This is a genomic window from Bacillus sp. 275 (assembly GCF_001999205.1).
GTDB classification, from domain to species: domain Bacteria; phylum Bacillota; class Bacilli; order Bacillales; family Bacillaceae; genus Bacillus; species Bacillus velezensis.
In genome coordinates, this window is the sequence record NZ_CP019626.1 from 2,436,575 (window position 1) to 2,450,556 (window position 13,982).

The 13,982-nt window shown below is 46.7% G+C and carries 16 protein-coding genes; 15 read left to right on the forward strand and 1 reads right to left on the reverse strand.

Going from position 1 to position 13,982, the window contains the following annotated elements:
* Positions 1 to 39 precede the first annotated feature (39 nt).
* The 6 genes from atpF to BZ167_RS11805 all read left to right on the forward strand — a co-directional run bounded on the left by atpF (position 40) and on the right by BZ167_RS11805 (position 5,427).
* Positions 40 to 552, forward strand: coding sequence for a F0F1 ATP synthase subunit B (gene atpF, locus BZ167_RS11780; RefSeq protein WP_003151168.1), 513 nt, complete (start codon positions 40 to 42; stop codon positions 550 to 552).
* A complete protein-coding gene (locus BZ167_RS11785; RefSeq protein WP_003151169.1) occupies positions 549 to 1,094 on the forward strand; it encodes a F0F1 ATP synthase subunit delta in 546 nt (181 codons plus the stop codon). The genes atpF and BZ167_RS11785 overlap by 4 nt, the downstream gene beginning before the upstream one ends.
* Before the next feature lie 16 nt (positions 1,095 to 1,110).
* Positions 1,111 to 2,619 carry a F0F1 ATP synthase subunit alpha gene (gene atpA, locus BZ167_RS11790; protein WP_003151170.1) on the forward strand — a complete coding sequence of 503 codons (1,509 nt, stop codon included), beginning with the start codon at positions 1,111 to 1,113 and terminating at the stop codon, positions 2,617 to 2,619.
* A gap of 75 nt (positions 2,620 to 2,694) precedes the next feature.
* Positions 2,695 to 3,558: an ATP synthase F1 subunit gamma gene (gene atpG, locus BZ167_RS11795; RefSeq protein WP_003151172.1), complete on the forward strand. Its 864-nt coding sequence runs from the start codon at positions 2,695 to 2,697 to the stop codon at positions 3,556 to 3,558.
* 25 nt (positions 3,559 to 3,583) lie between these two features.
* Positions 3,584 to 5,005, forward strand: coding sequence for a F0F1 ATP synthase subunit beta (atpD, locus tag BZ167_RS11800; protein ID WP_003151173.1), 1,422 nt, complete (start codon positions 3,584 to 3,586; stop codon positions 5,003 to 5,005).
* A 23-nt stretch (positions 5,006 to 5,028) separates the two neighbouring features.
* Positions 5,029 to 5,427, forward strand: coding sequence for a F0F1 ATP synthase subunit epsilon (locus BZ167_RS11805; protein ID WP_003151176.1), 399 nt, complete (start codon positions 5,029 to 5,031; stop codon positions 5,425 to 5,427).
* Between the two features lie 44 nt (positions 5,428 to 5,471).
* Here the strand turns inward: BZ167_RS11805 and BZ167_RS11810 are convergent, their stop codons facing one another.
* Positions 5,472 to 5,942, reverse strand: a complete 471-nt coding sequence (locus tag BZ167_RS11810) for a hypothetical protein (RefSeq protein ID WP_061890872.1) — start codon at positions 5,940 to 5,942, stop codon at positions 5,472 to 5,474.
* Positions 5,943 to 6,114: 172 nt separating this feature from the next.
* On the opposite strand from BZ167_RS11810, the gene BZ167_RS11815 reads away from it, so the two are divergent.
* The 9 genes from BZ167_RS11815 (at position 6,115) to moaA (ending at position 13,918) form a co-directional block, all read left to right on the forward strand.
* Entirely contained in the window at positions 6,115 to 6,345 is a 231-nt protein-coding gene (locus BZ167_RS11815; RefSeq protein ID WP_007614366.1) for a DUF1146 family protein, read from the forward strand.
* A gap of 141 nt (positions 6,346 to 6,486) precedes the next feature.
* Positions 6,487 to 7,227, forward strand: a complete 741-nt coding sequence (locus BZ167_RS11820) for a YwmB family TATA-box binding protein (RefSeq protein WP_015418413.1) — start codon at positions 6,487 to 6,489, stop codon at positions 7,225 to 7,227.
* Between the two features lie 33 nt (positions 7,228 to 7,260).
* On the forward strand, positions 7,261 to 8,571 hold the full coding sequence (gene murA, locus BZ167_RS11825; RefSeq protein WP_007407592.1) for a UDP-N-acetylglucosamine 1-carboxyvinyltransferase: 1,311 nt from the start codon (positions 7,261 to 7,263) through the stop codon (positions 8,569 to 8,571).
* Between the two features lie 199 nt (positions 8,572 to 8,770).
* On the forward strand, positions 8,771 to 9,802 hold the full coding sequence (spoIID, locus tag BZ167_RS11830) for a stage II sporulation protein D (protein ID WP_007407591.1): 1,032 nt from the start codon (positions 8,771 to 8,773) through the stop codon (positions 9,800 to 9,802).
* Positions 9,803 to 10,066: 264 nt separating this feature from the next.
* Complete coding sequence (locus BZ167_RS11835; RefSeq protein ID WP_015418411.1) at positions 10,067 to 10,753, forward strand: VWA domain-containing protein; 687 nt, start codon at positions 10,067 to 10,069, stop codon at positions 10,751 to 10,753.
* A gap of 308 nt (positions 10,754 to 11,061) precedes the next feature.
* Positions 11,062 to 11,742 (forward strand): VWA domain-containing protein, encoded by a 681-nt coding sequence (locus tag BZ167_RS11840; RefSeq protein WP_039253514.1) that lies wholly within the window; start codon positions 11,062 to 11,064, stop codon positions 11,740 to 11,742.
* Between the two features lie 85 nt (positions 11,743 to 11,827).
* Entirely contained in the window at positions 11,828 to 11,992 is a 165-nt protein-coding gene (locus BZ167_RS20340) for a hypothetical protein (protein WP_007407587.1), read from the forward strand.
* 94 nt (positions 11,993 to 12,086) lie between these two features.
* The gene (gene fdhD, locus BZ167_RS11845; protein ID WP_017418742.1) at positions 12,087 to 12,875 is read left to right on the forward strand and encodes a formate dehydrogenase accessory sulfurtransferase FdhD; all 789 of its coding nucleotides are present in this window, start codon (positions 12,087 to 12,089) and stop codon (positions 12,873 to 12,875) included.
* Positions 12,876 to 12,892: 17 nt separating this feature from the next.
* A complete protein-coding gene (moaA, locus tag BZ167_RS11850; RefSeq protein ID WP_012118655.1) occupies positions 12,893 to 13,918 on the forward strand; it encodes a GTP 3',8-cyclase MoaA in 1,026 nt (341 codons plus the stop codon).
* The last annotated feature ends 64 nt before the right edge of the window (positions 13,919 to 13,982 follow it).

Here is a 13,982-nt window from a genome sequence, read left to right on the forward strand (position 1 = left end):
TCAGCAGAGAAAACCTGCAGAAGGGAGTTGCCGTAGTAGATGTCTCAATTACCTCTTGAATTAGGACTGTCGTTTAACGGCGGAGATATCCTATTCCAATTGTTAGCTATGTTAGTTTTATTAGCGCTTCTCAAGAAATTCGCTCTTGGACCGCTATTAAATATAATGAAACAGCGTGAAGATCATATCGCCGGCGAAATTACGTCCGCTGAAGAAAGAAATAAAGAAGCGCAGAAGCTGATTGAAGAGCAGCGCGTTCTTTTAAAAGAAGCGAAACAGGAATCACAATCACTCATTGAAAATGCGAAAAAACTGGGTGAAAAGCAGAAGGAAGACATTATTCAGGCTGCACGTGCCGAGTCTGAAAGATTGAAAGAAGCGGCGAGAACCGAAATTGTCAAAGAAAAAGAACAAGCGGTTTCCGCACTTCGCGAGCAAGTCGCATCACTTTCTGTCTTAATCGCATCGAAAGTGATTGAAAAAGAGCTTGATGAACAAGCCCAGGAACAACTGATTCAGGACTATCTTAAAGAGGTAGGAGAAAGCCGATGAGTGGATCTGCTGTCTCTAAACGATACGCGTCAGCGCTTTTCGACATTGCCGTTGAGACTTCTCAAATCAATGAAATCGAAGAAGAGCTTACCGTACTAAAAGAAGTGTTCCGGAACGAAGCCGGATTACAGGAAGTGTTAAGCCATCCGAAGGTATCGGCCGCTAAGAAAAAAGAGCTGATTCAGCAATCGTTCGGCGCACTGTCTGAGTCTGTGCTGCATACGATTTTTCTTCTGATTGACCGCCGCCGGTCTTCGATTGTGCCTGATCTCACAGACGAGTTTATCAAACTTGCCAATCAGGCCCGTCAGACAGAGGACGCGGTTGTTTATTCAGTAAAACCGCTGTCAGAAGCGGAAATGTTATCATTGTCTCAAGTGTTTGCAAAAAAAGCCGGAATCGCTTCGCTCAGAATCAGAAATGAAGTGCAGACGGATTTAATAGGCGGCATTAAAGTCCGCATTGGAAACCGGATTTATGACGGAAGCGTGAGCGGAAAGCTTGAGCGCATGGAACGTCAACTTGCCGGAGGAAATCGATAGAAGGGGTGAAACCTAAGTGAGCATCAAAGCTGAAGAGATTAGCACGCTGATAAAGCAGCAAATTCAAAATTACCAATCTGAAATTGAAGTTCATGACGTAGGTACAGTCATCCAAGTCGGAGACGGTATTGCGCGTGTGCACGGCCTTGACAATTGTATGGCCGGTGAACTTGTTGAGTTTTCAAACGGCGTTTTGGGTATGGCTCAAAACCTTGAAGAATCCAACGTAGGTATCGTTATCTTAGGACCTTACAGAGATATCCGTGAAGGTGATGAGGTCAAAAGAACGGGCCGCATCATGGAAGTTCCTGTAGGTGAAGAATTAATCGGACGTATCGTCAACCCGCTCGGACAGCCGGTAGACGGACTGGGTCCGATTCTGACAAGCAAAACACGTCCGATCGAAAGCCAGGCTCCAGGCGTAATGGACCGTAAATCGGTACATGAGCCGCTTCAAACGGGTATCAAAGCGATCGACGCGTTAATTCCGATCGGCCGCGGACAGCGTGAGCTGATTATCGGTGACCGTCAGACAGGTAAAACATCTGTTGCGATTGATACAATCTTAAACCAAAAAGATCAAGACATGATCTGTGTGTACGTAGCGATCGGCCAGAAAGAATCTACAGTGCGCGGCGTAGTGGAAACACTTCGTAAGCATGGCGCGCTTGATTACACGATTGTCGTGACGGCGTCCGCTTCACAGCCGGCTCCGCTTCTGTACCTTGCACCGTATGCAGGGGTGACAATGGGTGAAGAATTCATGTACAACGGCAAGCACGTTCTCGTCGTATATGATGATTTATCCAAACAAGCGGCCGCTTACCGTGAGCTGTCATTGCTTCTTCGCCGTCCCCCGGGCCGTGAAGCATTCCCTGGGGATGTATTCTATCTTCACTCCCGTCTGCTTGAGCGCGCAGCCAAGCTGAGTGACGCTAAAGGCGCAGGATCAATTACGGCGCTGCCGTTCGTCGAAACACAAGCAGGAGATATCTCCGCTTATATCCCGACAAACGTCATTTCCATTACTGACGGACAGATTTTCCTTCAATCCGACCTATTCTTCTCAGGCGTGCGTCCTGCGATCAATGCCGGATTATCCGTATCCCGTGTCGGCGGATCAGCCCAAATCAAAGCGATGAAAAAGGTAGCGGGAACATTGCGTCTTGACCTGGCTTCATACCGTGAACTTGAAGCGTTCGCCCAATTCGGATCTGATCTTGACCAGGCGACTCAGGCGAAACTGAACCGCGGTGCGCGTACAGTTGAAGTGCTGAAGCAAGACTTGAATAAACCGCTTCCGGTTGAAAAACAGGTAGCCATTCTTTATGCGCTGACAAAAGGATATCTTGATGATATTCCGGTTGCGGATATCAGACGTTTTGAAGAAGAGTACTACATGTACCTTGATCAAAACCATAAAGATCTGCTTGACGGCATTGCGAAAACAGGAAACCTTCCTGCTGATGAAGACTTCAAAGCTGCAATCGAAGGCTTCAAACGCACATTTGCACCAAGCAACTAACCCTTAGAAGATGAGAGAAAAAGGTTCTCTTTTTCTCTCTTTTTACGCAAATGAAGAATAAAGGTGGTGAAATCTTTGGCCTCATTACGCGATATTAAGTCAAGGATCACGTCAACGAAAAAAACAAGCCAGATTACAAAAGCCATGCAGATGGTATCCGCTGCGAAGCTGAACCGTGCGGAAACCAACGCGAAGTCATTTGCTCCGTATATGGATAAGATCCAGGAGGTTGTGTTTAACGTCGGAAAAGGCGCGAAAAACGCGAAACACCCGATGCTTGTCTCAAGAGAAGTGAAAAAGACGGCGTATCTCGTCATTACGTCTGACCGCGGGCTTGCGGGTGCGTTTAACAGTTCGGTTTTGCGAAACGCTTACCGCACCATTCAAGAACGCCATCAGTCTAAAGATGAATACACGGTGATTGCAATCGGCAGAGTCGGCCGCGATTTCTTCAAAAAACGGGAAATGCCGATTTTGTCTGAGTTAGTGGGGCTTGGCGACGAGGTCACTTTTGCTCAGATTAAAGATTTGACCCGTCAGACGGTTCAAATGTTTATCGACGGCGCTTTTGATGAACTGCATTTGGTGTATAACCATTTCGTCAGTGCGATTTCACAGGAAGTGACGGAGAAAAAAGTGCTGCCTTTAACGGATTTCGGAACGAGCGGCGGGAAGCGCACGGCTTCTTACGAGTTCGAACCGGATGAAGAAGAGGTGCTCGAAGTGCTGCTTCCTCAATATGCGGAAAGCTTAATTTACGGCGCGCTTCTTGACAGTAAAGCAAGTGAACACGCTGCGAGAATGACAGCAATGAAAAATGCGACTGATAATGCGAAAGAACTCATTGATTCACTTTCGCTTTCATATAACCGCGCGCGTCAAGCGGCGATTACACAAGAAATTACCGAAATTGTCGGCGGTGCAGCCGCTTTAGAATAGAAAGATTTTGTCAGGAGGGATAGCGATGAAGAAAGGACGCGTAAGTCAGGTGCTTGGACCGGTTGTCGACGTACGTTTCGAGGACGGCCACTTGCCTGCGATTTATAATGCGATTAAAGTTTCACAGCCAGCTACAGGCGAAAATGAAGTAGGCATCGACCTAACGCTAGAGGTTGCTCTTCATTTAGGCGATGATACAGTCCGTACAATTGCCATGGCATCTACGGACGGAATTCAGCGCGGAATGGAAGCTGTTGATACAGGTGCGCCAATTTCCGTTCCTGTCGGTGATGTGACTCTCGGACGCGTATTTAACGTACTGGGAGATAAAATTGATTTAAATGAACCGCTGCCTGCGGATGCTCAAAAGGACCCGATCCACAGATCAGCTCCTTCATTCGATGAGCTTTCAACTGAGGTTGAAATTCTTGAAACGGGAATTAAGGTTGTTGACCTGCTCGCTCCTTACATCAAGGGCGGTAAAATCGGCTTGTTCGGCGGCGCCGGCGTAGGTAAAACCGTATTAATCCAGGAATTAATCAACAACATCGCGCAAGAGCACGGCGGTATTTCCGTATTCGCCGGTGTAGGAGAGCGTACTCGTGAAGGGAACGACCTTTTCTACGAAATGAGCGATTCAGGCGTTATCAAGAAAACAGCCATGGTCTTCGGACAAATGAACGAGCCGCCGGGCGCACGTATGCGTGTAGCATTGACGGGTCTTACAATGGCTGAGCATTTCCGTGATAAACAAGGACAGGACGTACTGTTCTTTATCGATAACATTTTCCGTTTCACACAAGCGGGTTCAGAGGTTTCCGCGCTTCTCGGCCGTATGCCTTCTGCGGTTGGTTATCAGCCGACGCTTGCGACAGAAATGGGTCAGCTTCAAGAGCGTATTACGTCTACAAACGTTGGTTCAGTTACATCTATCCAGGCGATCTACGTGCCTGCCGATGACTACACTGACCCGGCTCCGGCGACAACGTTCGCTCACTTGGATGCGACGACTAACCTTGAGCGTAAATTAACTGAAATGGGTATCTACCCTGCGGTTGATCCGCTGGCTTCCACTTCCCGCGCGCTTGCTCCGGAAATTGTCGGAGAAGAGCATTATGCGGTGGCGCGTGAAGTCCAGTCAACGCTTCAGCGTTACAAAGAACTTCAGGATATTATCGCGATTCTCGGTATGGACGAATTAGGTGAAGAAGACAAGCTTGTCGTTCACCGCGCACGCCGTATCCAGTTCTTCCTTTCTCAAAACTTCCACGTAGCTGAGCAGTTTACGGGACAAAAGGGTTCTTACGTGCCTGTTAAAGAAACGGTACGAGGCTTTAAAGAAATCCTTTCCGGTAAATATGACCATCTTCCGGAAGATGCATTCCGTCTTGTGGGACGCATTGAAGAAGTCATTGAGAATGCAAAAGAGATGGGTGTAGAAGTTTAATCTGGTCCTAGGAGGGTAAAAGCATGAAGACCGTTAAAGTCAATATCGTTACTCCCGACGGCCCAGTATATGATGCTGATATTGAAATGGTAAGTGTAAGAGCCGAGAGCGGTGATCTCGGTATCTTGCCTGGCCATATTCCGACCGTGGCTCCGCTTAAAATCGGCGCTGTCCGCCTTAAAAAAGACGGACAGACCGAATTGGCGGCTGTCAGCGGCGGATTTTTAGAAGTCCGTCCTGATCAGGTCACTATCCTTGCACAAGCCGCTGAAACAGCGGAAAGCATTGATAAAGAGCGCGCCCTTGCTGCGAAAAAGCGGGCGGAAGACCGTTTGAACAAACGATCAGATGATACTGACATTCGTCGGGCTGAGCTTGCGCTACAGCGGGCTGTAAACAGATTGGATGTTGCAGGAAACTAAAAAAGAATCCTTCTCGGCTGTCTGAGAAGGATTCTTTTTCTATATTAACGCATAAGAGATTCATAGACGCCGATAAGCGGATGATCCTCTTCTTTTTGCAGATATAAATGTTCGCAGCAGTTGTCGGTGTGCCACGTTTTGTTTCCTCTCCGCACACCCGTCGTATAAGCGCCGTCCGTATACGGATAAGGTTTGACGACCCATTCGGCATCGTCATGGTGTCGGATCGCGCAATCGATGACATACACGCTGAGCATTTTCTCAAATTCGTCAATCGGCAGGTTCCAATCCGCCAAAAGCAGCTCTTGTATGCTGCGGAAGTAAAGAGCTTCCACTTCCAGCAGGCTGCCGCCTGAATAATCAAGAGAAATGTTGAAAAACTGACATAATTCTTTCAGTTCCTCTGTTTGAGACTGTCTATAATCATAGTAGAATGCTATCGCTTCCCACTCGTGGTCAAATACGGGAAGTGTTTCTCCATACTGCTTTTCCGGATGAAAAAAGGAATGATTCATATTCCCATCTCCTTTCCAAAAAAGTATATCATGCCGGAGAACGGACATTTAAGCGGGGATTGCCCCTAATTTTGGATAAAAATTCTGATGTAAAAATGATCATCTTTCTCTCTTCTTCTTATATAATAAGAGAGGATATGAGGGGCGGAAAAAATGAAAGGAGATGGAATTTGTGAATGTATTGGGGCAGCAGGCCGCAATCAGCATCCTGGTTCACCTGGTATGCATTGCGGTGACATGGTGGGCGCTTCAGGCCGTCAACTTTGATCCGCTGATCCGAAAAGGAAAAATAGTGCAGGCGAGGCTGCTGATCATTCTTCTTACCATTGCGATCGGTACGGCAGTCGCTGACTTCTTTTTAGATTATCTTACCTATTCGAAACAGCTTCCATACTTATTTTAGGATGTTTCGTCTGTTGAAATGAAGGGAATCGCTGGGTGAGAAACCAACTTTTCTTCACCCGCTTGGCGAGTTTTGACGAAGTTTTCCATGTATTGCTTTCCCCGGCTCCGGCAAAAATGGGAGTAAGGGGGAGAGATCGATATGAAGAAAAAAAGAGCAGGCCGCATCATCTTATTTTTTGTTTTTTTAAGCGCCTTAATAGCGGTATTTCATTCCATTCATGCAAGTGAGCTGTCTCCGCTTGCCCAGATTGCCGAAGGAATGGAGCGGCAGCAGGTCACTGTAGATGAATGGACGCTTCATGCGAAAGAAAATCTGAACCTGTCACTGAGTGAATTTGATGACAAGGTAAAAGAACTGAAGACGCAGTATCCGCAATATCATTGGGAATCCGCGCGGGAAGATAAAATCGTAAAGGCCGTCGGCACGTATTCTGACAAAAAAAATCACACAACTTTTAAACTGCAGCTCGTCACTACCCTCAAAAACCAGAACCCAACTTCGTATTTATTATATGAGCAAATGAGCCCGGAGCAACCGGAAAACTGGAATGATACATATGAACAGTTTGAACGGCAGGCACATGACATATTTCAAAATAAAGTATTTATTTTTACTTGTCTAAAGGGTCATTTAAATGATAATATGAGTATTGTTTTGCAAAAAAAAGCAGAACAGCTCATGAAAGAATTTGAAGCAAGTCCAGTTGAACATGTAGTTGAGCCTCATTTCGTTTCTGTTTCTGCATTTACATATAAGTGGACAGATTACATCATGACATCGAAACATAAGATGAATGTGCAAGTTGCGCTTAGAAGTGCGGGAATGGGCGAAAAACATACCGTTACGGTTGGCACACCAATCGTGACGACTGAATATTAATATAGAGAATATAGGGACGCGGAGGGGAATACCTTGGAAAAAATCATCGTCCGCGGCGGTCAGAAGTTAAACGGCACAGTGAAAGTTGAAGGAGCAAAAAATGCCGTTTTACCAGTTATCGCTGCATCTTTATTAGCAAGTGAAGAAAAAAGCGTAATATGTGATGTACCTACGCTCTCCGATGTATATACAATTAATGAAGTGTTGCGTCATTTAGGAGCAGATGTGCATTTTGAGAATAATGAAGTTACCGTAAACGCTTCTTACGCTTTAGAAACAGAAGCACCTTTTGAATATGTGCGCAAAATGCGCGCGTCAGTGCTTGTTATGGGCCCTCTGTTAGCCCGTACGGGTCATTCAAGAGTAGCGCTTCCGGGCGGCTGCGCAATCGGCTCAAGACCGATTGATCAGCATTTAAAAGGCTTTGAAGCAATGGGTGCAAAAATCAAAGTAGGCAACGGCTTTATTGAAGCAGAAGTGGAAGGCCGTCTGCAGGGCGCAAAAATCTATTTAGATTTCCCAAGTGTGGGTGCGACAGAAAACTTGATTATGGCAGCTGCTTTAGCTGAAGGAACAACAACGCTTGAAAACGTGGCAAAAGAGCCTGAAATCGTTGACTTAGCGAACTATATCAATGCGATGGGCGGAAAAATCCGCGGAGCCGGCACAGGCACCATTAAAATTGAAGGTGTCGAGAAGCTTCACGGCGTAAGACACAACATCATTCCTGACCGTATTGAAGCGGGTACTTTCATGGTGGCTGCGGCTATCACGGAAGGAAATGTATTAGTCAAAGGTGCGGTTCCTGAGCATCTTACGTCTTTAATTGCGAAGATGGAAGAAATGGGAGTCAAAATTACGGATGAAGGAGAAGGCCTTCGTGTCATCGGTCCTGCCCAGCTGAAGCCGATCGACATTAAAACGATGCCTCACCCAGGATTCCCGACTGATATGCAGTCGCAAATGATGGCGCTGCTTCTCCGTGCGAGCGGAACAAGCATGATTACTGAAACTGTGTTTGAAAACCGTTTTATGCATGCTGAAGAATTCCGCCGGATGAATGGCGACATTAAAATTGAAGGACGTTCTGTGATCATTAACGGTCCTGTACAGCTGCAAGGCGCAGAAGTTGCCGCTACGGACCTGCGTGCGGGCGCGGCGCTGATTCTTGCGGGATTAGTGGCTGAAGGTCATACACGCGTCACGGAACTGAAGCACTTGGATCGCGGTTATGTGAATTTCCATAAAAAACTTGCGGCTCTCGGCGCTGACATCGAGCGTGTCGTTGATGAAACGGCCGCTGAACAAGAAAGCAAAGAAGTCGTAACTGACCTAAACGCATAATGGCTGTAAAAACAGTATGTCAATCTGGCATACTGTTTTTTTATGGTTTATCATCATTATTATGCTCTGATTTCCAAAAAAGAATACGTTTTTCGCTTGAAAAATGGAATAAAGATTCTGTCCAAAAGGAAGTCATATTAGCTTGTCCCTGCCCATAAGATGAAGTAGAGTCGAATCCCAAGCAGGAGGCAGCTGATATATGAAACCGATTGTATTTCTACTATCCGGGCTGTGTATACTTATTCTTCTAGTCCCCACCATTCTCGTCCTTCCGTTTCAGGCGGAAAAAGGAGCAGCCGTAAACAGAGAACCCGGACACAAAACAGCACACACCACACGAGAAACAAAAGGAGCAGAAACATTGAAAGAATCACCTGTATCCATTCCGGTTTATCGGACATCCAATCATTCTGTAGAAAACATTCCGCTTGAAGAGTACGTGATCGGTGTCGTGGCTTCCGAAATGCCTGCAGATTTTAAACCGGAGGCCTTAAAAGCCCAGGCGCTCGCCGCCCGGACATTCATCGTCAGACTGATGGTCGCTGACTCAGCCGTTCAGGCGCCGAAAGGATCACTGGTGGATGATACGCAAATGTTCCAAGTCTATCAAAGCAAAAGCCAGCTGAAAAAAGAATGGGGTTCTAAGTACGCACACAACCTCAAGAAAATCACAAACGCGGTCGCCGGCACGCAAGGAAAGATTTTAACGTACGATAACAAGCCGATTGAGGCATCTTTCTTCTCTACGAGCAACGGGTATACGGAAAATGCGGAAGCCTATTGGACAAGCGCCATTCCTTATTTAAAAAGCGTGAAAAGTCCGTGGGATAAGCAATCGCCGAAATATCTTGCCACCCAGACCTTCAGTGTGCCGGAGTTTCAGCAAAAGCTCGGCGTACAGCTCTCAGGACAAAACACGGTGGGACAGATTACAGCCAGAACGCCGGGCCATCAAGTGGCAACGGCCGTCATCAACGGCAAAAAGCTGAAGGGAAGAGACATCCGGGAAAAACTCGGACTCCGTTCTGCCGACTTTGAATGGAAACGAAACGGCAGCAGCATCACCATTACGACAAAAGGATTCGGCCACGGCGTCGGCATGAGCCAGTACGGGGCCAATTACATGGCGGAGCAGGGAAAATCAGTGGCGGACATCGTCAAGCATTATTATCAGGGAGTGGACATTTCCGAAGCAGATTCATTTTTAAACAAATATATGGCGAAAAAATAGACGCTTTCATGAGCGTCTGTTTTTTTGAAAACTATTCCATAAACGGTAAAGCAACCAACAGACTCATATAACGAAAGCCTAAAGGCTGACAAATGTCGATTGAAGGCTGAGCGCCGGGTGTAAATCACTGATAAAAATGCCGCTTCTATGTGAATATACGCAAAAATAATGAGGAACGCCGTCCTATTTATTTCCCTTTTCATCTCATTTACGATAAATATTGTTCGGCGTTGAACGTAAATCTATTGAAAAGGGGAAAAAGCAATGAAAAAAACATTTTCACTCATACTCATGCTCGGATTGATGCTGACTGCTGCATCTCCTGCTTTTGCTGCCGAGAATGCAAACGAGAAGACATTTTTATTTAAAAACAATATCGCTATTTTGCTTGATGCGAGCGGCAGTATGGCGAAACGGATTGACGGCGTTTCTAAATACAATATGGCAAAAGATGAAATTGTCCGTTTTGCGGATCGAATTAAGTCTACATCACAGGTCAGAATGACGGTTTTCGGTTCGGAAGGCAATAATAAAAACTCCGGAAAAGTTCAATCTTGCGAATCCATTCGCGGTGTATACGGATTCCAAAGGTTTGACAGACAGAGCTTCCTCAACTCTCTGAACGGAATCGGGCCTACGGGGTGGACACCGATTGCAAAAGCATTAGAGGATGCGAAAGCTTCTTTTAACGGCGTTCATAAATTCGGCTTTAAATCCGTTTACCTGTTGACAGACGGTGAGGAGACATGCGGAGGAGATCCTATTAAGACAGCGAAAGAACTTCGCAAACATCATATTAAAGTCAACGTGATCGGCTTTGACTTTAAAGAAGGCTTCAACGGACAGCTTCACGCAATTGCCGGTGCGGGCGGAGGAAAATATTACGAAGCTCACAGCCAAAAGGATATGAACCGCATCTTTACCCTGGAAGCGAGTTCATTAGCGGAATAAGAAAGGTGCCGTTTAGCGGCCCTTTTTTTTATTTTTATTTAACAAAAATTTCAAGAAAAGATGAAGAGAAAACTGTAAAAAGAATCAGATTCCGGACTTATATTACAAAAAGGGCGAAAAAGGCATTAAATCTGTCATCATTTATCCAATCTTTTTAGGATGATGCGCATAATTCTGTTCATTTTTAACGGTGTACAGCCGCTTATACAAAAGGAATCCCGCCCTATATCTTTTTGCATACTCCTCATCTAGCATAGAGAAGAGCCGGGGGCCCATCGGCCAAAAACAAACGGAGAGGAATGAAGGAAATGAAAAAAATGTTCACTGCGGGGATTGTCGGACTTTTGACGCTTTCACTCGGATCACCTGTTTTTGCAGCTGAGAAAAAGCACGAAGAAACAAACGTTGCCGTGCTGTTTGATGCAAGCGGAAGCATGATACAAAAAACAGGGGGAGAGCGTAAAATAGATGTCGCGAAAGAGTCTGTCACTTCTTTTGCGGAAGTTCTTCCTGAAGACACGAATCTGATGCTTCGGGTATTCGGGCATAAGGGCAATAATAAAAACTCAGGCAAAGCCGTATCATGTAATGCGACAGAAACGTTATACGGCCTTCAGCCGTACGCCGTGACTCCATTTGAGCAATCACTCAGCAAGATTAAACCGACCGGCTGGACACCGATTGCGAAAGCGCTCTCTGATACGCGTGAAGAATTTGAGCGGGCCGGCGCCACAGGGAAAAACGTCGTATATCTGATCACAGACGGTGAAGAAACATGCGGCGGTAATCCTCAGGCCGAAATTCAAAAGCTCCGTAAAGCGAACGTCAACACGATCGTCAATATCATCGGCTTCAACTTCGGCATGAAAGGAAGCGAAAGCCTTGAAAAAGCGGCGGAAGCGGGAGGCGGCACATATGTCTCAGCTGACACCGCGGACGAGTTCAAACAGGCTTGGGAAGACGCTGCAAAGGATTTAGCAAAAGAATAGGTTAAAAAAGGACGCCCGCGCGGCGTCTTTTTTGTTTAGAAAACGGAACCGCGGGAATGATACGGATAAAAGGAGATGAACGCTGTTGTTAAAAGGAGCAGGCATTATATTAGTGCTGGCGGCAGTCGTTTTTGTTCTGATGGGAATTTTTCTGAAGCTTGCCGCCTTCATATTCGTCAGTATATTGGCCATTATCGCCGCAGTTATTTTATTCACCATTCTGAGCAGACATCATCGCAATGAAACATAGAGTCCTAAGGGGGCTCTTTTTTTAAACCGCAAATTCGACAAAATACAGGGATTGTGGAAGAATAAAAGAGAAGGATACTGCGGAGGGGAAAACAGTGGATGAAAAAACAACAGCGGTAAGAGACATATACCGCTATGAAAAAGGGGTATTAACAAAGACGGCAGATCGGATGGTTTCAGAGTATCCGCTGACCGTCATGGTGAACGGACAGGAATTTGTTACGCTCGTCTGCACGCCTGACCATTTAGAGGAACTCGTCATCGGATTTCTCGCATCAGAAGGCGTCATTCGTTTTGAAAAAGAAATCAAAAGCTTTACTATAGATGAAAGTCTCGGGTTTGCATATGTTGAACTGACGAATCCCGGAGTGCTTGAGCAAAAAGACTATACGAAGAGGGTCATCGGTTCATGCTGCGGGAAAGGCCGCCATTTTTACTTTCAGCAGGATGTGAAAACGGCCAAAACCGCCGTCAGCCGTATCACCATAACTCCTGAGACGTGCCTTCGCCTGATGAAGGAGATGCAAAGCGGGAGCGGCACCTTCCGGGAAACGGGCGGCGTCCATAATGCGGCGCTGTGCGATACGGAAAAGCTGCTCTTCATGAGGACGGACATCGGGCGCCACAACGCGCTGGATAAGCTGTACGGCTGCTGTTTGAAAAACGGAATGCCCGTCCGTGACAAGCTGATCGTCTTCAGCGGCCGGATTTCCTCAGAGGTTTTATTAAAAGCCGCAAAAATCGGCGTGTCGATTGTCATTTCAAAATCGGCGCCGACGGAGCTCGCGCTGCAAATGGCGGAAGAGCTGAACATAACCGCGATAGGTTTTGTCAGAAACGGATCATTTAACGTATATACACATCCTGAACGGGTTGAACAATAGAAAGGGGTCTTGGGCTTATGAATACAGAAACGCGCCGGGTGACAGACAAAAGGGAAAGGCCGCTCAGGGATCTTCGTATCTCTGTAACCGACCGCTGCAACTTCAGATGCACGTACTGTATGCCAGCCGAATTATTCGGACCGGATTATCCATTTTTACAAAAGACGGAATTGCTCTCCTTCGAGGAGCTTGAGCGGCTAGCGAAGCTGTTTGTCGGCCGCTTCGGCGTTGAAAAAATCAGGCTGACGGGCGGAGAGCCGCTCATGAGAAAAGATATGCCTGAATTGATCAAAAAACTTGCGCGCATCCCCGGACTTAAAGATATCGCGATGACGACAAACGGCTCTCTTCTTCCCGTGTATGCGGAAAAACTGAAGCAGGCGGGGCTGCATCGCGTGACAGTCAGCCTCGATTCTTTAGAGGATGAGCGGTTTAAGGCCATTAACGGCCGCGGGGTTTCGGTGAACAAGGTGCTTGAGGGCATTGAGGCGGCAAAAGCGGCCGGACTCGGTGTGAAAATCAATATGGTTGTTCAAAAGGGTGTCAATGAAAAAGATATCCTGCCGATGGCCCGCTATTTTAAAGAAAAGGGTCATATTCTCCGGTTTATTGAATTTATGGATGTAGGCAATACGAATCAATGGAATAAAAAAGACGTGATCACGAAGGCAGAGATTATTGATCTGATCAATCAGCACATGCCGACGGAGCCGATAGAAGCGAATTATAAAGGAGAGGTCGCTTCCAGGTTCCGCTATCTTGACGGTTCCGGCGAAATCGGCGTGATTTCCTCCGTCTCGGATGCATTCTGCGCCTCCTGCAACAGAGCGCGCCTGTCGGCGAGAGGCGAGCTGTTTACGTGCCTGTTTGCGTCAAGCGGCTATGATGTTCGGAAACTCGTGCGCGGCGGTCTGACCGATGATGAATTGACGGAATCCATCGCTTCTGTCTGGAGAAATCGCACGGATCAGTATTCAATTGACCGCGCGCTTTCTAAAACGGATGGGAAAAAGAAAGTGGAAATGTCTTATATAGGCGGATGAAGAAAAGCTTGCCCGGACAAGGGCAGGCTTTTTTATTCACAATATGAGAGCGGTCTGTTCAAAA